Here is a 19,073-nt window from a genome sequence, read left to right on the forward strand (position 1 = left end):
TGTTCTGGGATTCCAGAAGAGCGAAGAATCTCTTATGGGTGTCTGCCTGATGAAAACGCACATTCGTGTTGCCTATGAAGAACTTAGTGAAGACAGGGATGAACTTTTGGAAAGTGATCCATTTAGAAAAGAAGCTATCCCTTTATATCAGGTTATAACAAATTATTTAAAAGAAAATGACGTAACATTTGTCAATATCTAACATTAGTTAAGGGAACTTTGTCTTGTCCTGACCGAAATATGGAGGTTTTTTTATCAACTTCGTCACCATGAGGGATTACGTCTACTACCCTCTGTCTGTGGCCAGAAATTAATTCTGCAGACCCTAATTGATGTTGTAATGTCACCTTTTCATCCAGTGACCTTGCCTCGGCAAATCCCCCACAATCCCTTCCAACTCCCTGTCCACCTTGGATAGTTCATCCTTGGACAAAGCATAGATGCAGTCAATCGCCAGTCGGTTGGCTGCTATTTTTCTGTGTGCGAGAATGGTCTCTTTGCCACCGATGGAGGGGCGGTTAGCATCGCTCGCCTCCAGATAGTCGTTTACTGCGTCACGCATGGTGAACTGTCTCATACCTGTCTTTGCCCAGTAGATAAGGGCATCGACAGCTGCTTTTCTTGTCTTGCTATAATCGTGTTCTGTCATAATTCTGATGTTTTGAGTTTGCTAAAAAAGTTTGATACATATCCAAATGGTGATTTCAACAAAGATGATAGCCCAACTTAGAAAAGCCAAGCCAAACATCCAGGCATAGGTGCGACCGTTGAAGTATGCACCCTCCTCGATATTGCGGATTCGTTTAAGCTCTTTCAGCTGGTGAGTGAACATGTCGTTTATCCTCTTCTCGTGCTCGTCAAGGGCTTGCTTGAAGGCAGAAATGGCGGTGCTGTTCCGCTCATCCAACAGGGCAAGTCCTTCATCGTTGATGCCAACTTTGAGGTTGCTCTGCTCTGCCTTGACAATGGCATGGCAGATTCCGTCAACGATGTTGTCCGTACTCCTGTGGGCAGCCACAAGTGCCACTTTCGCTGATTCCAACCTCCTATAGGCATTGCCCAGTTCCTCCTTTGCCTCATAGAGAGCTTTCTTGGCTGATTCAATCTCTTCCAGGGTCACTTTGATTTCTTCCTTGCCACTCTCGATGTTCTCGTCCTCCTGCATCTGATTGTACAGGTTAAGCACATCCTGTGTGGCATCTTTCTTGTTTCTTCCCATACCGTTCTTGTTTGAAAAGTTATCGTTTCATGCCTCTCTTTATCGGCTTGCAGAGTGTGTTTGCTTGCATTGCGCAACGTCTTGCCCATTCACGGTCATCATCGTCCTTATCACGTCCCCAGCCACTGCCAGGACTGCCACCGCCACCACATGACTCAGACATCGATGTGGCAGCATCAAGGTAGTTCATGAAGAGCAGCATGGCTACATTCAGAATGTCAGTGTGGCTTGCGGATCCATTCTCGGGAACTTCGATACAACTGTTCATCGTGTCGTAAGCAGTTCTCGGCATGACTATGCTGAAACGCTCACCATCGACTTCAATAATCTTTCTCAATCCGTCAGGCAGGTCAGGTTTGGCAACATTGCTTGTACGAGACAGACCACCTTGCGATGCCGTATTTCTGCTGTCCAATGTGGTAGCGTTTGAAACAGAAGGAGAAGGTCTTTGACCAACTGCAACAGGTGTTGGCTGAGGGTGCAGCTTGCGGAAGGTATTCCCGATTGTCGATGCGGTGAGATTCCTTCCTACACCCAGTTCGGAAGCCTTGATGGTAGTTTTTCCGAACTTGAAGCGGTAGCCATGCACCCTGCCTTGACCATTCTTGTCACGGATAAGCTCGATGTCATATCCCTTTGCCCTCAATCGGTCGGCATATTCATTCCAATCAAAGAACGGCATTGAACGCAGCACATCCATACAGGCTTTGGTCACCTCTGCAATGCGTTCCTGACGAATATCCATGGCATCCTTCCAACCATGACGCTGATTGATGGCTTTCGCAGCCATCACGGCACGCTCACCGATGAACTTCACATCATTGAGATTACCGTCCATGTCGATGCGGTTCACCACCAGATGCAGGTGGGGAATGCCACTCTTGGAGTCACGGTGAAGGGCGGCAAAATATTGTGAGTTGGCTATGTTGGTCGGCTTGACCGAAGTTGCAGCCTTGCCCTTCTTCTTCCCGATATGGTTCACCTTGGAGATACCATCCATCTCACGAATGAATTCGTCAAGGAATCTTCTCCAGTCCTCCATAGTCCAGTTACGTGCCTCCTCCTCAGATGGGGAAAGCTCAAAGCGGATGGACGTCAGTTCGATGGGCTTCTTGGCATACCTCTGCTTGAACATGGACTGATGCAGCACCATCTCGTCCCACATGCCCATCGGCGGCAGACCCTCGCTGAGATGGTTGGTCTTGACGATGTCCGCGCGGTTGTTTTTGGTTGCGTAATTGGTCATTGCCTGACCATGCTGAATTGCTGATGCTTTTGCTATCATAACATATCCAAGAATTTGTCTCTAATGCGGCTCAATTCCTCTATCAGGGTGTTTATGCCTTGAAGCCAACGTTCCATGAAGTCGGCTCTCTTGAAGAGTTTTAGTCTCTCGGTCTGTGGCAGGGCATGAAGCGCATTGCGCACATAAACCAGTTCAGACCTTGCCCCGATTAAGCCCTTCAAGGCTTCCTCCTGTTCTGCGGTCATGGGGAGGGATGGCTTGTGTCCGATGCCTAAGTCATGAAGATAGGTGCTCTTACTCCTGCCTGACAGTCGGGCATTATGTACTACCAGGTTGTATTCTTCTTCTGTGAAACGAACGTCAATGTGTCTTATCTTCGGAGGTCTCTTCCTTGAGGTCTTCTCCGTGTTGTTATTCTTGTCTTTTGTCATTGTAGATGGGGTTTATATAGTTTATACTTGATATAACAGGACAGCCAATGTGAGCCTGCGAACATTCAAGAATGCCAGTAGGAAGCGGTGGGCGAAGCGAAACCGTCTGACACTGGTACTTCTTGTTTAGACCTCCGAAAAAAAACTACGGCTAATAGAGGTAGCGGCTTCTGGATAGCTTGCCTGTCGGGAACGTCAATAGTCGAAATAAGGGAAAAGTAGAGATGACATCATGAGTGACTTGGGGTGATATGCGCGCCATGTCTCTCCGTGTGATCCTCGCATCGTCCTTCATGGGGCGGTGGCTGCAAGAGGTTGCCCTCGTCATCATAGACAGGAGACGGCAGCAACTCAATGGGTGATGCCCCTTCTCCTTGATTGCAGTCATCTTCTGACGGCTGTCCAACCTCATACTCAAAATGGTCATCACCTTCCTTTTCCCTTTGTTTGAAGTCTTGTGGTATCGGAGAAGGATCTGAAAGTCCATCCCCGATAACATGAGAATTAACGAAAGGGGAAGAGGTATTATAAGAGGCAGGAACATGGGGCTGCAGAATGTCAGTAGTGGCAGGATTGACGCTGCTGTCTTTCTGCTGACCTATGCCATTGGAAAGATTGCCTTCCGAAGAGCAAGCGGTATCGGATGGGACATTGGACACCGATTCCTCTTGGGTGGCGGAAGTCACGGATTGACGGTTGTAGAAGGGGTTCTTGATGGCTTCCTTGATGCCGTCAACGTACCAGAAGGCGATGCATAGTATCGTATGTATGGAGGTGCGGTTGTTCCTCTCGGTTGAGAGGATGCCCACCTGATTGAACAGTTCCACCACCTTTGCCGCTGTCTTGCGGTCACACTTCCAAAGGGCAGACAGCTCAACGGTAGAGATGGCAAACTGCCCGATGGAGAGAGAAGCGGAGAAGCCTGTCTTCAGATAAACACTTGGCTTGGTGGATGCCATTGATACAAAAGTGCCGAAGGCGGTCATGCGGTGGAAGCCCTGCCTGTCATCCTTCAAGAAATCGAGCTGTTCCTTGGTCAGCAGGATTCCGTATTTTATGCTTTGGTTACTCATCTTGAAAAACTGATTATTAGTGAAACGGATTACTCAGCAAAGAAAGAATGAATAGTTTCTCTTTCCCCTTTCGTAAAAAGTAGATTACATGATTCTCTTATCCGTCATGCCATTCTTCCCCATCAGGATTTTTCTCGCCCTTGACCCTCTTCATGGAGGCAGGCTTGTTCTTCTTGCTTTTCTGCAACATTGCCAGATGAGCCTCGAAGTCTGCCTGTTCCTCCTGGGTCGATTCGTAAGGCTTGTCCCATGAGCCACCTGCCTCAATCCATTTTATCAGCTGGTCTTTGAAGAAGTAGAGCGTGTTCCCTCTCTTGTAGAAAGGAATGCGCCTTTCAGATGTGTAAGCATAAAGCGATGAGACTTTCTTTCGGACGAAGGCACTTGCCTCTCTGATGTCCATAAGAACATGGTCATTCTCGCTCGGAGCATTGCCTATTCTCTGACCAATGTCATCAAGACGAGTCATCATCGTATTGACCTTTGTCAGAAGTTCGCCAACTGCACTGGGCAGTTGGTCGAACGATAATGATTTGTTTTCTTCCATTTGTTATCCTGATTATGTTTTTCACTTATGTCTGGTCACTCTCTTCCTTTGTTGGTATTTTGAGCGAGATACGTTCTGCCGCATCACGTTTGAGTTCGTCCACCACATCGGCATACACCTGAGTAGTGGCAAGATTGCTATGGGTAAGCAGCTTGCTCACGGTGTAGATGTCCGTTCCCTCTGCCAACTGCAAGGTGGCAAAGGTATGACGGAAGCAGTGGAAGGTGATGTGTTTCTCGATGCCGGAAGCCTTTATCCACGGTTTGAGATACAATGCCACTGTACTGTTCGTGAGATTCTTGAACACCTGTCCAGTGCTTCGCTCGCCACAGAGCTGCAAAGCCTCTTCGCTGATAGGCAGGATTGCAGCGGTGGAAGTCTTCTTTGTGATAATGTCCATTCCCCAGCCGCCATCAGCCAACTTGACGATATTCTCCCACTGGAGTCTGATGCAGTCAGAAAGGCGAAGACCTGTAAGGCAGGAGAAGAGACCTGCACGGCGAAGGACATCACTCTTGCAAGGAGTCTGAGACAACTGCAACAACTCTTCCTTGGTGAGGAACTGCCGCTTGTTGCCATGAGCCTTGGCACGCACAAGTTTCTTGGCGATATTCTCTTTGAGCAGTCCGTCCTCGTATGCGATGGCAAGGATGCACTTCAACTTGGTAAGGTTGTTGTTGGCTGTTGTTCCCATCATGCGCTTGCCGTTGTGCATACAGGCATCCGACAACAGGTAGTCGAGGAATCCCTGGCAGTACGGAACGGTAAGGTCGCAGAAGCGGCACTCGCCATGCGTGTAATTGTGGAAGTGCATGTAGGCGGTTGCCCAGTTCTGGCTGCTGCCACGCTCAATCATGAGGTTCTTGAAATATTCCAAGAAGCTCTCCTTGCCCTTGTTGCGGTCGAGGAAGCCATACTCCTCATTGATGATGGACTCAGTCCTGCGGCACTTGATGATTTCCGCTTTCTGAATCATACTTTTGTTGTACTCCTGCTGAAAGCGTTCAACAGGGTTGGTGTAGATGTAAAGACCAAGGTACTCCCTGCGTGAGAGCTTGCCTGTCTTCGGGTTGCGGATTGGAGGATAGAAATCCAGATAGAGGGAAGTCTGTCCGTTCTTGATAGGTCGTTTCCGCACGGTGACCTTTGTACAAATGTTCGTCATATTGTTATTCTTTTATTATTCTTACCGATGTGTATCTGTGGATGCGAATAGCCATGGTCGCAACGCTTTAACTCTCAAATCCGATGCAAAGTTAGATTGCCGTGAAAAGAGAAAAGCAAAGATGGCTTCAAATACAGCCAGAATTTAACCTGAATTTGCTTTTGAGTATGATTTTACGCTCAAAATCAGACTAAAAGCAGGTATTGGATGCGTTTTTTGTCTTATATCCGTTACTCTGCGTTGTGGGTTTGTTTCGACCGACATGGATGGGTGCTGCATAGCAATTGCAACGGCATGGGTCGTATATGAGTTTGTTTGAACCATCTCTTGACTTGTGTCTCACTTCCGTTTTGCCTTGGTCGTAGTACTGCTTTTCTCTGCCTTCTTGCGTGCAGCCTCCCAGTCTGCTTTCAGATAGTAGTTGGCTCTTCCGCCTTTGAACTTTCGGATTCTCACTCCATGGGTCTCCGCAAATCTGCGTACCTGTGTCTTGCCTAATCCGTAGAGTTTCATGATGTCGAAGCAGGTGTACCAGTCATCGGAAATGTTCTTACCCTGTTCTTCATTATAAAGCCCGATAACCCTTTCCACGTCTTCTTTCTTGAAGCAGGTCGTTCCCCATGCGTGAACTGACTGGAGTTGGTAACGATTGCGGACTTCATAGAATCTTCCATACTTGATATTAAAGGTGCTCAACACCTCTGCCATTGTGTAATGGGTGTCGTGGGTTACTCCATCAGGTGCTCTTTCACCAGCCCTGGGAGTCTTGCGACACTTTGCCAACTTGTTGACTGAGCCAGTCTCGGCATCTTTTAGCCTCTGTGCTTTCTTGGACGTTGCTCCTTCTAACGATAGGGAAGAAGGGAGAACCACCTGATAACCTTGTCCCTTGGCTATTTCAAGAAGGTCTTGCAAATAGATCCTGGTCATGCGTGTACCGAAATTTACGGCTCTTAGCCTGCCTTGACGAATAAGACTGCGTACTGTCTTGACGCTGATGCTTACTGCCTGCGCTGTTTCCTCTACGGACATCAGCACGATTGGAATGCGAGTTGTAGTATTCATTTTTACCGTTATTTTTGAATTTTGCAGTGACTCATGGGGGATGGTCCTTGACGGAAACTTTTAAGAGGAAACAAGGGGAAATAAGAGGAAATAAGAACCCTCATTAAGAACCGTGTGTCCCTCTGCCCATGGTACAACCGTGGTACAAAATTACTATAAACGGATGAAACTCGCAATAGGCGGTTGGAGCGTTATGTTAACGAATATGTATTGAAAATGAGCTATTTATGACGTTTCTCTAAGTTTTGTTTGGAGTTCTTTTCGATGCGTTTTAGTCCATATGACATGCATGTGGAACGACTTGCCGCTGCCCGAAGGACCCAAACAAAAAAAGTTCGAGTTGTCGGTCAGCTTCTCCTTTCCCTCCTTTCCTGTGATGTCGATGGCTACGGGCACACCTTGGCGGTCGGTATAGTATATCTTCAGCGGGGTGTCCTCATTATGCACGATGCGCTCCTTGTACATCAGACAGGTGGCGGCATCGCCGAGGGTGAGGAATCGGTCGTAGTCGGCATTCATGCCATAGCAGTTGCCGGGGAAAGAGTTGACGAACAGCTCCAACTGGTTGTAGGCCCGCTTGCTGATGTGGATGCCCATGCGCGAGAAGGAGTTTTCGAGATGGTTGGTGCATTTCTGTATGTCGGTGTCGCCGCTCACTGCCACCACGAGGTTGTAGTGGGTATAGACGAGCTGCTTGCTCTCACGGGCTATCACCTCCTGCACACGCTTGATGTCCTCTACAGCCATCAGGTTGCTGGGGTTGGGCATGGAGGCATGGCGGTTTTTCTTCTTGTCGAGTAGGGCAAGCTCACGCTTCTGGTTGGGCACGAACACCATCTGGTTGAACACCACGCAGTCGGCTCCGGGCACGCTATCGACGATGCTCACGAGATCAACGGGCATACTGGTGTTGTTCACCTCGATATTTGCGTAGGGACGGATGACCGACGGCAAGTTGGCATAATCCACATCCACAAGGCTATACACCTTGCAGCTACGGTCCCCCATGCCGATGGTCTCGTCATCGACCTTGAAGTTGGTCATCGACACCACCTTGTCACGGAAGTTCATGGAGAAGAAACGGTCCACATACTCGCAGGCTTCCGTTTTGCCGAGGAATCGGGACTTCACGCCGGCATCCCTCAGCTGGTCGTGCACCTTGCGTATCTTCACCAAGAAGTCACGCCATTTCTTGTTGTCGAACGACATCAGACGGCTCTTCTTGTTCTCCTGTGTGATGGTGAGGTAGCAGACGCTGTCGGTAAAGGGTCTGCCGTTGAAATAGCGGAAGTAACTCTCGCTCAGGAACTCATGATTTCCACCGTTCTCTTCCTTGAATGCCTTCCTCACAAACACGTCCTGCTTGTGCAGCGCATAGCCTTCGCCCAAGGTCTGGGCAAGGGCGGCGAAGAGGTGGGTGAACTCATAGTAGGCCTCGATGTTGGCGGAATACTTCTGCACAGGGTTCTCCATCTTCAGAACAGCGGAGTATTCGCCCGTCTTGGTATAGAGCACGCCGATGCCATCCACTTCCTCGATGGAGAAGTAGATGTCCTGGAAGATGCGCTTGCGCTTCCCTCCCGTGCCGAATGCCTTGACACTGATGGCCATGCCCACGCAGATGGCTGAGAATATGAGTATGATGTATAGGGTCATTGTTCTTTTTCTTTTTTAATCGCAAAAAGGCGGGCGCACCCTCATGCGTGATGCCCCCACCTCCATTCACTTACAATCATTGATAGCTTTCCACTTGGACATAATGGATTCTCTTTTTTGTTTTACACTTTCTTTGAATAGGCATAGATGAATATGCCGTTGTCACTCTTCTTGCTGTGCAAGCCCTTGCGCTGCTTCATGACGATGAGAACGCCACCGACAGCTACGGCGAGGACTAGCAGCACGAGTCCTGCCACGAAACCGAAGATGCAGTAGCCGAGGATGAAACCCGCAACGGCTCCTCCTGCGGTGGCTGCCGCCCAGTAGATGTAGCGTCCCTGCAACCCGAAGAACTCCAATGGACGTTGCAGTCCCTTGAAAATGGGATAATCCGGAAAACGCTCTTGCTTTGTATCTGCCATAACTGTCAGTGTTTTAACGTTCTACATACTCACAATCTCACGCTGCGTTTAACCTCCAATGCCGAAGAACAGAGGCAGTGCCTGGGCTGCTGCAATGAGGAAAATACATGCGCCGACGACCATCATGATCTTCTTCTTGACGTCCTGTTCCTCGTTGTTCATGGCGATGTAAACGCTTATGGCTCCGACAATTGCAACGACACCTGCAATGGCATAGCAGAGCTTCACCACGATAGGTACATACTTGGCAATCTCCTCCGTCACTGTGGTAAGCGCGGTCGTTCCTGCCGAGTAGTCGCCGGCTGCGTTCTGTGCCATTGCTGCGGTGGTGCCGACAAGCAACATCAGGGCGAGCGTTTTCATGCGCTGTGAAGAGAAGAATCCCTTCACCTTCTTGTTAATCCTTTCAAACATTCTTTTTACCTTTTAATTTGTTACACTTTGAGTTATCTTATCTCGTATCACCTGTATCTCAAATCTGATAACCGAAGAAAGCGGGGAAGACGATGGTCGCTCCTATGAGGAACAGGCAGGCTCCCACCAGCATCATGATGTTCTTCTGCACTCCTTCTTCGCCCGTATTCATCTTTATATATATCTGCAAGGCGCTGACTATGACCACGATGCCCGCCACTGCATAGCACAGATAAACGATATAGAGCATCATCGTCACGGCATAGTCATGGGCACTCGCAAGTGCGTCCGCTCCCCAGCTGTAGTCCACGTTGCCACACTTAGCACTGGCCAGAGCTGGGGTTAAAGCGGCATATAATGATAGAAATGCACTTCTTGTTTTTGACATCATATCTCATTATTGAGTGATTCCACCTTGACCATGTCACGTCCATTGTGACGAAGACCGCGGGCGATGATGGTGTTGTTCAATTCTTCCGAATACATGGGGTCGGAATAGGTGGTATTCACTTCCTCCATCTTCTTCTCGATTGCGCTTTGTATCTTTTCAAGCACATGAGGCTTGCTCTCTTCCGCAGTGGCGGCTGCCTCCTCTGTAGGCTCTGCAAGCTGCTTCTCCTCGTAGGCTGTCTCATATTGGTTGTCGCCTACGCTGAAACCACCGTCGCTCTCGCTGACCGCTATCGACTCTTCCTCGTCGGTCATGTCACTGACATCAAACGACTCGCCCTGTGACTTCTCGTCCTTGGGCTTTCCGTACAGATCCTGCACGATGATGACCGTATAGTAGATGACATAGATTATGGTCACGACAATGGCGAATATTACAAATGACTTCATATTTTCAAGTTTGATTTTACTATGGTTTGGCTTATTGCCGATGCAAAGGAACTACCTTTTCTTCAATCTTAAACCGAAATGACTTTCCGCGGAGCCAAATCTTAACTCTAATTTTGATTACACTCGCAATCATACTCAAAAATCAAACTCGAAAGGCACAAAAAAAGCCCTTCCGATAGGGAAGAGCTTGTAAAGAGGGTGGATGAAAAAAATGTGGATGGCTATATGGTCAGGTACTTGCCATGGGAGAAGTCCTGATGTTCGTTAGAGAAAACATAGCCCAACTGGTTGGACAAGCATTGGGTGTTGCCTATCCTGGCATCGATGTTGGTGTGCGAATGTCCGTATATCCAATAGTCTATGCCGCTATCGGTGATATAGTCCTCCAACTCTACGGTGAACGCCACGTTTGCCTTGCTGCCTTGAAACTTTGGGTGGAGCATACGGAACGATGGTACATGATGGGTGACAACAATCTTATGGGCTGCTTGCGAATATGCCACTGCATCCTTGATAAAGGTGAGGCAACGTTCATGCTCAGCATTGAATTGGGCATGGGTCATCAGCTCACCTTTATATAATATACGGCGGAAGTCGCTTATCACTTGCTCGGTGAAGTAAGCGTCCTCCAAAGGAATCCTCGACCAAAGGGTGGAGAGGATGATGTCGGTGTCGCCAATCCTCGCAATACCGTTGTAGTGGCTGAATACATTGGGACGTACCTCCAAGAGATAGCCGTCGGGCAGTGTCGCCACATCATAATATTTGTAGAACTCATGGTTGCCCATGCAGCAATGCACCTCCTTGTAGTTCTCCGATGCCCAGTCCCAAAAGGGATGCTTGGAGTAGTTGTCATCGCCGAGATAGCCGATGTCGCCGGCAAGCAGCAGTATGTCGCCCGTCACCTCCAAGGGGTGGGCTTTCAGATACCGCCAATTGTCGGCAAACTCCAGATGCAGGTCGGATGCGTATTGTATCTTCATATTGGTCATGCTTCTATAAACAATTCATCCAGTTGATCTAACAGTCCGGTCACAAATGCCTCGTCTTGACCGAGTGACTTTGACAATGGTTCTGCGAGAGTTGACCAGTCGGCTCTGATGGAGGCGACAAACTCCCTTATACATGCCACTATTGAAGCAGGAGCCTCAATGTTGTCCTCAGTCATTATGACCACATTTTTCAGGATGTCCGAACGGTGCTTCTTGATGTCTTTGGTGTTCACATGCTTGCCGTCCCGCTTGTCTGCCATGAGATTTAGGTAGGCTCTTGCCTTCAGTGCTATCAAGGCAGCGGAATTGGCATGGCGTATGCCATCAGTCAGTTGGCTGTGTGCGATAGTAAAGTGATAGTAATCATCGTCCATGATGATGGCACTAAGACTCGACACATCTTCATCGGTCGGGATAGGTTCTATGACAAATCCCTTTGGCTCTCCAAGCACGTCGGGGTGGCGTGACAGCAGTTCTATCATCTCGGGATAGCCGTCTTTACCATCAAGGAAACGATACATTTCATACCTTGGTGGCTCACCAGCCTCCTGTTTCCTCTTTTCAGGTCGATAGCCAGCCTCCCGCACAAACTGCCAGAAGCGATTGGCGAAAGCCTCGGTCATGTTCTCTACGATGACTATCATGTCGATGTCGTGTGTGGCGCGTGGACGCACCACGGTATTGGTCATGGTGATGTCACAGGCTGCTCCGCCTATCACCACATAGTTTTCTGAGTATTCCGCAAATGCTTCACGGAACTTGACTAATCCTTCCATTTCTGTTCACTGATTATTCGTTCTACTTCTTTTTCTACTCTCGGATCATCATCATCTCTCAACGAAAGGACAAGGGAAAGGCGATCAACCCACTGGCTTTTGTCGCCCATTTTGCTGACAACAGGGTATTTCCATACCTCTATGATATAGTTGCCGTCATAGATGTTGGGATTCTCCATGACATCAGCCGACTTGACGGCACGATATTCCTTGCTTGTCATCATTATCATCTCTTCCCGGTCACGATTAAGCATGGAATAATGTGCCAGGGCATTGATGCCGCATACGGGGTATTCCGCATCCAAGCGTATGTCATCGCAAAAGATGCGGTTCTCCACAGGTGACAGCAAGACGTTCTGAGCCTTGTCCCACAGTTCCTTGCCCTTCAACTCGAAGTGTACCACCTTGCTGCGCTGTCCGTTCTGAATCTTTTGACACAGTCCTACATCTTCAAGACAGGTGACACCCAACGTGACGCTTTCGTAAGAATATGGAAGCAACGGTGCAATATCCCTTGGCGACATTCCTTCAATACTGCCCACCTGTAGGTGATAGAGTAGTATGTATTGCGCCACAGGGGTCAATACTTCGGCAATCTTCCTGTTGCTTGTCTTCTCCAATGCTATGATGTCTGGCAGATGGGCATATTCCTCGGACATGACAAAGAAGACTCCTTTGTCTGCCAGTCTGTGTCGCTCGTAGGTGGGTCCGGGCGCAAGGATAAACACCGCAGGCAGTCCCAGGGCTTCGGTCAACCGCTTGCCCGTGATGGCGCAAGTCCGTGGAGAGGGATTGCCCTTCTTGGGCTCAACGAACAGCAGGGGCGTGCCTTGGTATGTGCCATCATAGAAACGGTATGAGAGTTTCTCGCCAACCGTGATGCCTTTCAGGCTTTCCTTGGCACGAGGTTCCACCTCAAAGCGTCTGCCCAATATCCTTATTTCTTTTTTCAATTCCATTCTGCTACATTTTAATAATGTATTAAAACGATGCAAAAATAAGGATAATAATTGAGAATCAAGCATGTTTGGGCGAAAAAGTGCAGATTTGATATGTAATTTCAATGCATTTGAGCCATTTTTGCATCAAATGATGGTGTTTTCGTCTTTATAATGTCATTCAGATGCCGTTCGTTTCTTCCTCATCAGATAGTCGTTGACATCCTTGTAGTCGGCATATCTGAAGGACTCGTCCGTCACCCTGTACTCGAATACATTGCTGATGCTCTCAACCGTCTTGCGTCCTGCCTGGTCGTTGTCGAGGAAGCAATGGATGTGGGTGTAACGGTCAAGGTAATGCAATGCCTGTTTGAGGTTGGCGACTGAGTTCAGTATCATATAGTCGCAAGGGCTTTCAACGACAAACCATCGGTCTTGCTGTTTAACGAGGGTCATATAAGCAAGGAAGTCCATGAAGCCCTCAAAGACCAGACAACCGTTTTGCCACTCGTTGAACGTATGGGCAAGCAGGGTGATGTCCTTATGCCCGATGCAGCCCTTGAAATAGGGATTGCGCACCTCATGTCCTTCACTCAGATTGCCAAAGGCAATGCCATAGTAATGTTTTTGCTCAACCTTGTAGTGTATCTCCCTGCAATACATCCTGCCAATGGTGATGTCTATCCGTCGGCTACTGAAATAGGACAGCAGAGAATGGTTGCTCAGTGGGAGCAGCTTCACATCGTTCATCTTGGTTGTCGTGTATTCCTTGGCTGCGATAGCGGTCTCGATTGCCTTATCCACAGTGGCAATACTCTTGGACGCAAGGTAGGCAAGGGCATCGGAAACGGATTGTTTGTTATACATACGCTTTACCAGCTCCACAAGGTCACCGCCCTCCTTAATGGCGTAGTCGTACCACAGGTTCTCCTTCTTGCTGACCTTGAACGATGCGGTCTTCTCGTCCCTGAAGGGTGACAGATACCAGTAGGCATTGCCCTTCTTCTTTTTCAGCGTTACATTCTCCTTGTCTAAGAAGTCTATAATGCTCAGTTTCTTCGATTGTTCAATATTCATTGTACTTTCATTTGTTCGGTTTTACTTTGTCCATGGAAACAGTTTACTTTACCCTTTCTCCTATATAGGCACACCCGTAAACTAAACCATTTGCTAAACTACTTTTCCGCTTCCCAATTCAGCCTCCGATTTCGGTTTACTTTGGCCTTATTTCTTATATATAGGTACGGACGTAAACTAAACTGGTTTCTGAACTGTTTTTATTCCTCTTCATGGAACAGGTCAATCTCGGCAGGTGTATATCCGAAATAGTAATGATTATCCCGCTTCACTATGAGCTTTTGCTCGTTAATCAGGTATTTCAGCATTTTGATGATGACGCTTCTGCCACGCTTAAAGCCAATGTCTGCATAGGCTTGCGTTAATTCCTCCACCATGCGATCGAATCCTTTGATAGGTTTCTCCTTGAATGCAGCCGTCAGCGCCTCGTTATGCTGTTCGGATGTCAAGTCTTGGTAAGTAAACCTTGACGGTTGCTTGTCACCTTCTTCCTTCTCCGGCGTGTGCTCGACAATCTCTGGCAACCCTTCCTCATTGACTGTAAAGGCAAACGGCTTGAACTCCTTCTCACGGATGTGCATCGCCTTCACCTCGCTGATGTCGGGATTGGTGGTGCTCTTGGTGATGACAAGCACCGTCTCTGCCTTGTTGTTCATCTCCGTACCGATATGCCCGCGCACGTTATTGTCGCCCTTGTTCTGATGCAATACGCAATGGATGTGCAGGTCATACTTTGATGACCATTCCATCATCTTGTTGATGACCTCGACCGATTCTCCCGCATTGTTGATGTCGAGAAGCAGGTCTCTGATTCCGTCGATGATGACCAGTCCATAGCTTTGGTCTTGGGCAAGCGCATAGTCTATGACCTCTATCCTGACGGAGGGCGTGTACTCTCTCAGACAGATAAAGTCAAGGTTCTCGTTGTCGATGCTTGTAGGTAGACCAGCGAGCTTCAGGATGCGCTCCAGCACATTATGGCAGTGATAGCGGCTCTGCTCCGTATCTACATACAGTATCTTGCGTTTCCCCTCTGGCAGACTGGCGCGATAGTTCAGTACCTTGCCGTTGGCGAGGGAAGCGGCTACCAAGGCAGACACGTTGAAGGTCTTTTTCGCCTTTGCCTTACCAGTAGAAGCACTGAAGTTGCCCAATGTGGCTATGCTGGAATTATCAACCCATATAATCTGAGGAGGTGTTTTATAAGTATCTGTTGCCTTTATCAACGATTCGCTCAATATGCGATTGAGACGCTGTACTCCTTCCTCTTTTGAGTTAGGCTGTACATGTTTGTTATTTTCTTCCATTTTCATTCTTTCGGATTATCAATTTCTATTTTCGTTACCATTCCAATGACCTCTTGTTTGTTTTGGAGCAGCCACTTGTCGATTTCTTCTCTATTAAAATACAGCATTTTTCCCCTTGGCTTATAGTGTGGAACTTCTTTTGCGGCTGTAAGTTTGTATAGCAGGCTTTCAGAAACACCAATATACTTACATGCTTCGTCAAACCCCAAGACGGTTTTGGTCTGCTTGACCATCTTCTCCAATTCCTCGATTCGCTCTATTAGTTTGTCAATAGGTCCCAAAGCCTCCAAACTGTCTTCTATTGCGACAATTCGCTCATAGAGTCTAAAATGTCTTTCATTCATGTGTCACGTACCTTAATTAAATTGTTTACAGACAGTAGCACGGTTATATTAGCCGTCTATTCTTTCTTTGTGTAGATAGTACATATTCCTCTGCTTCTCTTTGAATCTCGTTCTTCGATTTGCCCTTGGTTCCTTGAAGCCATTCATCTATCTCAGATTTGAGGAACATGATGCGTTTGCCTCTCTTGTGAAACGGTATTTCCCGATTGCTTGTCCAGCAATATATGGTATGCTCTACCGGATGTGTTGGGAGATAAGCACATAATTCAGCAACCGTAAACCATGTTTCTTCTTTTTCTGATTGAACAAGTTCATATATACCATCAATCTTGTCTTCTAATGATGACAGCTTTTTCAGTACCCCCGTTATAGCGTTGGGAATATCTTCAAATCTTATACTATTTTCTTCCATGCTAATTATTTTTTATGATTTTTGATGCAAAGTTATGGGGAGACTGTCACTAAATAGAAAAAGTAACGTGATAGTAAGGCAGTATCAACCAAACTATCACGTTTTTACTTTCATTTAGCAGAATTATTGTGATTTATTCCTCTCTTAATATCTGTTCGATGGATTTGCAGATGGCATATTGACTTGCTGTCATGGAAACGTTTCTTCTTATCCTTGAAAGAGAAGAGGAAAGACAACTTGAAGTTATGAATTTCTCTGTTCCATCCTTTTTGATACTGGTTAAGAAGCGACCTTCTCCCATGACATATTGCCAATTATTGTTTATCAAATGGTATTGAGCCATAGCGTCAAACAGTACGGCTACATTACGTACATTCTTTACACGGATAGATGCGTCCAAGTCGCACTTGAATAGGCGACACAACTCGCTACGCACATCACTGTTGTCGGCAAAATCAAATATGTCGTGACTTTGGACAAGTTCTACCAACAAATCCATCTGTCTGTCTGACAATTGGCATCCCAAAGTGAGGATGGACGATTTCTTTCGGGTAAGGATTGGCAGACCAGTACCCACATGTTGAAGAAACAACTCAATAAGTTCCTGCTTGGAATAATCTTCTTTTTTCTTGATTATTGACACACACTTAGAGTCTCTAAACAAAGTACCAATAATGCCAATTGCCATCTGTCGCGAGTTCTTACAACGTGCACAATCACAGTCAATATATTGGTGACTGCGCTCAAATAGTTCTATGAAGTACTCTGTCTTCATATGATTCTTTTCAGCTTGAAGATACCAACTTCTTGCGATCTCAAACAACTCATACAGTTCTCTGTAGAAGTCTTCTGTACACTCCACATGTTTGTGGACACGCTTGCTCTCTTCAAAAAGAGAGAAGCCAAAAAAGGCTGTCTTTTTTCATTTTTATCTGTTTATTGTTATAAATGTTTGGTTTCCACGAAAGGTTAAAGTGCCAAAACAATAGCATCATTACATAGAATGTTGAAAATGAAAGGCACTAAAAACCACCTGTACAATAAAGGACTTATTGATACAAGTGGTCTTCTATACTAAGTGCTTACAAATGATAATCACTATTCATCTATGTCCAACTTAAAAGCTTCTGTAGCTTCATCTTTCTTCTTGTCAATTACTTTTGCGTAGATTTGCGTGGTTTTTACATTGGTATGCCCTAACATTTTGCTTACGGTATATATGTCTGTACCGTTAGCCAATTGTAACGTTGCATAGGTGTGGCGGAAGCAATGAAAGGTGATGTGCTTGGTAATCCCTGATGCTTTTACCCACCGTTCCAAAGGCCTAGATATCCATGAAGGGTCAGGCAGTCCGGCAAACACCAACAGTTCTCCGTCTTTCTTGCGCTCACCGCAAAGCTTGTATGCCTGTGGCGATATAGGCATGTATTCAACGCCCTTAGTCTTCTGCTGAGTGAAATTGAGACGGTACCCACCATTGTATTCTTCAACCTCTGACCATTTAAGCTTTTGAATATCGCTATGTCGCATTCCTGTCAGTGCAGAGAACAAGGCTGCCCGTTTTAGTATATCATCACACGGAGTCTTTGCCAATATATTAAGTTCTTCCAGTGACAGATACTCTCTTCGAGCACTCTGAAACATGATATTTTTAGCCTTGGCAGCAATATCACAATTCAGATAGCCATCCACGAAAGCTTGTTTGAGTGCCGCCTTGAAGATAGAGAAGTACGTCGATGCCGTATTCCTTGAAATAGTTCCTTTCTTAGAACCACCCTGCGGTGCCTTTATCAAGAAGGAACGGAATGCCTCAATATACTTCATGTCAATCTGCGAGAACTGTATGTAGTCACACTTGGCAAACATTGACAACAGTGTGTGCAATCTGCGCCAGTTGACAACTATCGATTCTGACGCAGTTTCCTCTCTTTCTTTGATTAACTTCTCAATATACTCCAGAACATTGCATTTTGAGCGTTCGCTTTGTTCTGCCATTTCCATTTGCTGGTCAGTAAAGAGAGCCATGTTGTCGTACTCTTTTTGACGCAGGACTCGAACGCCATCCGCATAAAGGCAAGTTTCCATATCTTGCTTGGATTTACACTGAATAACGCCATTGTCATCTCGCTTGGGCTTGTACTTTATTCTACCAGCAACGGCTCGCTCGCTTCGTCGTTTATCCCATATAGGGGTAGTAATAGACCTCCTGAGATATTCACGCACTCGTTTGGGTTTGTCATTTCCCGTCTCATAAACAGGATAAGCTTCAAGATAGATGAACCACTCATCTCTCCACTCACTTTTCTTTAATTTGACGGAGACTTTAGTATAATCTAATCTTTTCATAATGGTTTTATATCTTTATAAAGTTTGTCTATTGATTCCTTGTGAGCATACACATAATTACCGATTTGCCGGGTCGGTATTGAGTATTTTCGTATATGAGCATACACGGTGCTGTCATCCAGATGAAATTTCTTGGAAATCTCACCTATTGTATAGCAATCCTCTGGTTCCATGCGGTACATGGTAACTGGTTTCCTTGGCTTGGTGTCAAGCGGAGACTGTCTTAACGGAAACAGATTCATTAGTTCTCCTTTGCATACAAGTCGTATTCCTTTCTCTGGCTCAATGAAGGAAATCTTTTTCATGTAGATGAGCCTATAAATGGTTGAGCGGCTTGCACCAAACATAGCATACGCTTCCGTTATGCTGATATACTCTTTAGACTTGGGCATATTGCTTACAATCTTGTCCAGTTCAAGTTGGCGTTTTTCTTCATCATGCTTACGCTTCCACGCCACCTTGGAGCATTTGGGTGAACAATACCAGGACTCCAAAGTCCTTGCGAAGAACTCTTCTCCGCACACAGGACATTTCCGTACTATCTTATACTTTGCTACTGCCATAATTCATTCATTTTGTAGTTCTTAATATCTATTCTTCTCATCATATCTACTTTTTCTTACAGGTACAAATAAGGTACAGATGTTTATAATAATAACGCAAAGATAGCAATATTATTGTGTACGGCCAAAAACAAGAAAAGCGTGTAACTCATTGAGCTACACGCTTTCCATTTGATATTGTATTCTTATTTCTCTATGTGCTTATTTCACCTCCTCGAATCTAAGCACTATTGTGTATCA

Annotated in this window: 23 protein-coding genes and 1 pseudogene; 1 reads left to right on the forward strand and 23 read right to left on the reverse strand. The window is 46.5% G+C overall.

The window, feature by feature from the left end:
• The coding region (locus tag I6E49_RS06705; protein ID WP_235401212.1) for a hypothetical protein at nt 1-202 on the forward strand (202 nt) is incomplete at its 5' end.
• A gap of 141 nt (nt 203-343) precedes the next feature.
• Here the strand turns inward: I6E49_RS06705 and I6E49_RS06710 are convergent.
• The 23 genes and pseudogenes from I6E49_RS06710 to I6E49_RS06820 all read right to left on the reverse strand — a co-directional run bounded on the left by I6E49_RS06710 (nt 344) and on the right by I6E49_RS06820 (nt 18,833).
• Nucleotides 344-649, reverse strand: coding sequence for a hypothetical protein (locus I6E49_RS06710; RefSeq protein ID WP_118407888.1), 306 nt, complete (start codon nt 647-649; stop codon nt 344-346).
• 21 nt (nt 650-670) lie between these two features.
• Entirely contained in the window at nt 671-1,219 is a 549-nt protein-coding gene (locus I6E49_RS06715; protein WP_234129128.1) for a hypothetical protein, read from the reverse strand.
• Between the two features lie 19 nt (nt 1,220-1,238).
• On the reverse strand, nt 1,239-2,504 hold the full coding sequence (locus tag I6E49_RS06720) for a relaxase/mobilization nuclease domain-containing protein (protein WP_234129127.1): 1,266 nt from the start codon (nt 2,502-2,504) through the stop codon (nt 1,239-1,241).
• Nucleotides 2,501-2,896, reverse strand: a complete 396-nt coding sequence (locus I6E49_RS06725; RefSeq protein ID WP_234129126.1) for a plasmid mobilization protein — start codon at nt 2,894-2,896, stop codon at nt 2,501-2,503. Before I6E49_RS06725 ends, I6E49_RS06720 begins: the two co-directional genes overlap by 4 nt.
• 230 nt (nt 2,897-3,126) lie before the next feature.
• Nucleotides 3,127-3,969, reverse strand: a complete 843-nt coding sequence (locus I6E49_RS06730; RefSeq protein WP_048317554.1) for a hypothetical protein — start codon at nt 3,967-3,969, stop codon at nt 3,127-3,129.
• A gap of 97 nt (nt 3,970-4,066) precedes the next feature.
• Nucleotides 4,067-4,516, reverse strand: a complete 450-nt coding sequence (locus I6E49_RS06735; RefSeq protein WP_048317556.1) for a helix-turn-helix domain-containing protein — start codon at nt 4,514-4,516, stop codon at nt 4,067-4,069.
• A gap of 25 nt (nt 4,517-4,541) precedes the next feature.
• Complete coding sequence (locus I6E49_RS06740) at nt 4,542-5,681, reverse strand: site-specific integrase (RefSeq protein WP_048317558.1); 1,140 nt, start codon at nt 5,679-5,681, stop codon at nt 4,542-4,544.
• A gap of 339 nt (nt 5,682-6,020) precedes the next feature.
• A complete protein-coding gene (locus I6E49_RS06745) occupies nt 6,021-6,746 on the reverse strand; it encodes a helix-turn-helix domain-containing protein (protein ID WP_048317560.1) in 726 nt (241 codons plus the stop codon).
• A 231-nt stretch (nt 6,747-6,977) separates the two neighbouring features.
• Nucleotides 6,978-8,402 (reverse strand): annotated as a pseudogene (locus I6E49_RS06750) (TraG/VirB4 family ATPase); the annotation flags it as partial.
• A 122-nt stretch (nt 8,403-8,524) separates the two neighbouring features.
• Nucleotides 8,525-8,824, reverse strand: coding sequence for a DUF4133 domain-containing protein (locus I6E49_RS06755; protein WP_005816074.1), 300 nt, complete (start codon nt 8,822-8,824; stop codon nt 8,525-8,527).
• 48 nt (nt 8,825-8,872) lie between these two features.
• Entirely contained in the window at nt 8,873-9,238 is a 366-nt protein-coding gene (locus tag I6E49_RS06760) for a DUF4134 domain-containing protein (RefSeq protein ID WP_007837354.1), read from the reverse strand.
• 58 nt (nt 9,239-9,296) lie between these two features.
• Nucleotides 9,297-9,629, reverse strand: a complete 333-nt coding sequence (locus I6E49_RS06765) for a DUF4134 domain-containing protein (protein WP_149192659.1) — start codon at nt 9,627-9,629, stop codon at nt 9,297-9,299.
• Nucleotides 9,626-10,078 (reverse strand): hypothetical protein, encoded by a 453-nt coding sequence (locus tag I6E49_RS06770; RefSeq protein WP_005812857.1) that lies wholly within the window; start codon nt 10,076-10,078, stop codon nt 9,626-9,628. The genes I6E49_RS06765 and I6E49_RS06770 overlap by 4 nt, the downstream gene beginning before the upstream one ends.
• Nucleotides 10,079-10,299: 221 nt before the next feature.
• On the reverse strand, nt 10,300-11,070 hold the full coding sequence (locus tag I6E49_RS06775) for a metallophosphoesterase (protein ID WP_007837351.1): 771 nt from the start codon (nt 11,068-11,070) through the stop codon (nt 10,300-10,302).
• A complete protein-coding gene (locus tag I6E49_RS06780) occupies nt 11,067-11,846 on the reverse strand; it encodes a hypothetical protein (protein WP_005812861.1) in 780 nt (259 codons plus the stop codon). The genes I6E49_RS06775 and I6E49_RS06780 overlap by 4 nt, the downstream gene beginning before the upstream one ends.
• Nucleotides 11,834-12,805 (reverse strand): hypothetical protein, encoded by a 972-nt coding sequence (locus tag I6E49_RS06785; protein ID WP_235401214.1) that lies wholly within the window; start codon nt 12,803-12,805, stop codon nt 11,834-11,836. Before I6E49_RS06785 ends, I6E49_RS06780 begins: the two co-directional genes overlap by 13 nt.
• Nucleotides 12,806-12,961: 156 nt before the next feature.
• Nucleotides 12,962-13,861 (reverse strand): toprim domain-containing protein, encoded by a 900-nt coding sequence (locus I6E49_RS06790; protein WP_005812865.1) that lies wholly within the window; start codon nt 13,859-13,861, stop codon nt 12,962-12,964.
• A gap of 200 nt (nt 13,862-14,061) precedes the next feature.
• Nucleotides 14,062-15,168, reverse strand: coding sequence for an AAA family ATPase (locus I6E49_RS06795; protein WP_005812867.1), 1,107 nt, complete (start codon nt 15,166-15,168; stop codon nt 14,062-14,064).
• 2 nt (nt 15,169-15,170) lie between these two features.
• On the reverse strand, nt 15,171-15,512 hold the full coding sequence (locus tag I6E49_RS06800) for a helix-turn-helix transcriptional regulator (protein ID WP_005812869.1): 342 nt from the start codon (nt 15,510-15,512) through the stop codon (nt 15,171-15,173).
• A 43-nt stretch (nt 15,513-15,555) separates the two neighbouring features.
• Nucleotides 15,556-15,924 carry a helix-turn-helix domain-containing protein gene (locus I6E49_RS06805; RefSeq protein WP_004320284.1) on the reverse strand — a complete coding sequence of 123 codons (369 nt, stop codon included), beginning with the start codon at nt 15,922-15,924 and terminating at the stop codon, nt 15,556-15,558.
• 133 nt (nt 15,925-16,057) lie between these two features.
• Complete coding sequence (locus I6E49_RS06810; RefSeq protein ID WP_021935591.1) at nt 16,058-16,612, reverse strand: hypothetical protein; 555 nt, start codon at nt 16,610-16,612, stop codon at nt 16,058-16,060.
• A gap of 410 nt (nt 16,613-17,022) precedes the next feature.
• Entirely contained in the window at nt 17,023-18,270 is a 1,248-nt protein-coding gene (locus I6E49_RS06815; protein WP_005812874.1) for a site-specific integrase, read from the reverse strand.
• On the reverse strand, nt 18,267-18,833 hold the full coding sequence (locus I6E49_RS06820; RefSeq protein WP_005812876.1) for a hypothetical protein: 567 nt from the start codon (nt 18,831-18,833) through the stop codon (nt 18,267-18,269). The genes I6E49_RS06815 and I6E49_RS06820 overlap by 4 nt, the downstream gene beginning before the upstream one ends.
• Between the last annotated feature and the right edge of the window lie 240 nt (nt 18,834-19,073).

The sequence above is a fragment of the Leyella stercorea genome, from assembly GCF_021531655.1.

Excerpts from the sequence above, each read along its gene's own strand:
- I6E49_RS06710 (WP_118407888.1), bottom strand. The coding sequence starts at position 649 with ATGACAGAACACGATTATAGCAAGACAAGAAAAGCAGCTGTCGATGCC.
- I6E49_RS06715 (WP_234129128.1), bottom strand. The coding sequence starts at position 1,219 with ATGGGAAGAAACAAGAAAGATGCCACACAGGATGTGCTTAACCTGTAC.
- I6E49_RS06720 (WP_234129127.1), bottom strand. The coding sequence starts at position 2,504 with ATGATAGCAAAAGCATCAGCAATTCAGCATGGTCAGGCAATGACCAAT.
- I6E49_RS06725 (WP_234129126.1), bottom strand. The coding sequence starts at position 2,896 with ATGACAAAAGACAAGAATAACAACACGGAGAAGACCTCAAGGAAGAGA.
- I6E49_RS06730 (WP_048317554.1), bottom strand. The coding sequence starts at position 3,969 with ATGAGTAACCAAAGCATAAAATACGGAATCCTGCTGACCAAGGAACAG.
- I6E49_RS06735 (WP_048317556.1), bottom strand. The coding sequence starts at position 4,516 with ATGGAAGAAAACAAATCATTATCGTTCGACCAACTGCCCAGTGCAGTT.
- I6E49_RS06740 (WP_048317558.1), bottom strand. The coding sequence starts at position 5,681 with ATGACGAACATTTGTACAAAGGTCACCGTGCGGAAACGACCTATCAAG.
- I6E49_RS06745 (WP_048317560.1), bottom strand. The coding sequence starts at position 6,746 with ATGAATACTACAACTCGCATTCCAATCGTGCTGATGTCCGTAGAGGAA.
- I6E49_RS06755 (WP_005816074.1), bottom strand. The coding sequence starts at position 8,824 with ATGGCAGATACAAAGCAAGAGCGTTTTCCGGATTATCCCATTTTCAAG.
- I6E49_RS06760 (WP_007837354.1), bottom strand. The coding sequence starts at position 9,238 with ATGTTTGAAAGGATTAACAAGAAGGTGAAGGGATTCTTCTCTTCACAG.
- I6E49_RS06765 (WP_149192659.1), bottom strand. The coding sequence starts at position 9,629 with ATGATGTCAAAAACAAGAAGTGCATTTCTATCATTATATGCCGCTTTA.
- I6E49_RS06770 (WP_005812857.1), bottom strand. The coding sequence starts at position 10,078 with ATGAAGTCATTTGTAATATTCGCCATTGTCGTGACCATAATCTATGTC.
- I6E49_RS06775 (WP_007837351.1), bottom strand. The coding sequence starts at position 11,070 with ATGACCAATATGAAGATACAATACGCATCCGACCTGCATCTGGAGTTT.
- I6E49_RS06780 (WP_005812861.1), bottom strand. The coding sequence starts at position 11,846 with ATGGAAGGATTAGTCAAGTTCCGTGAAGCATTTGCGGAATACTCAGAA.
- I6E49_RS06785 (WP_235401214.1), bottom strand. The coding sequence starts at position 12,805 with ATGGAATTGAAAAAAGAAATAAGGATATTGGGCAGACGCTTTGAGGTG.
- I6E49_RS06790 (WP_005812865.1), bottom strand. The coding sequence starts at position 13,861 with ATGAATATTGAACAATCGAAGAAACTGAGCATTATAGACTTCTTAGAC.
- I6E49_RS06795 (WP_005812867.1), bottom strand. The coding sequence starts at position 15,168 with ATGGAAGAAAATAACAAACATGTACAGCCTAACTCAAAAGAGGAAGGA.
- I6E49_RS06800 (WP_005812869.1), bottom strand. The coding sequence starts at position 15,512 with ATGAATGAAAGACATTTTAGACTCTATGAGCGAATTGTCGCAATAGAA.
- I6E49_RS06805 (WP_004320284.1), bottom strand. The coding sequence starts at position 15,924 with ATGGAAGAAAATAGTATAAGATTTGAAGATATTCCCAACGCTATAACG.
- I6E49_RS06810 (WP_021935591.1), bottom strand. The coding sequence starts at position 16,612 with ATGGCAATTGGCATTATTGGTACTTTGTTTAGAGACTCTAAGTGTGTG.
- I6E49_RS06815 (WP_005812874.1), bottom strand. The coding sequence starts at position 18,270 with ATGAAAAGATTAGATTATACTAAAGTCTCCGTCAAATTAAAGAAAAGT.
- I6E49_RS06820 (WP_005812876.1), bottom strand. The coding sequence starts at position 18,833 with ATGGCAGTAGCAAAGTATAAGATAGTACGGAAATGTCCTGTGTGCGGA.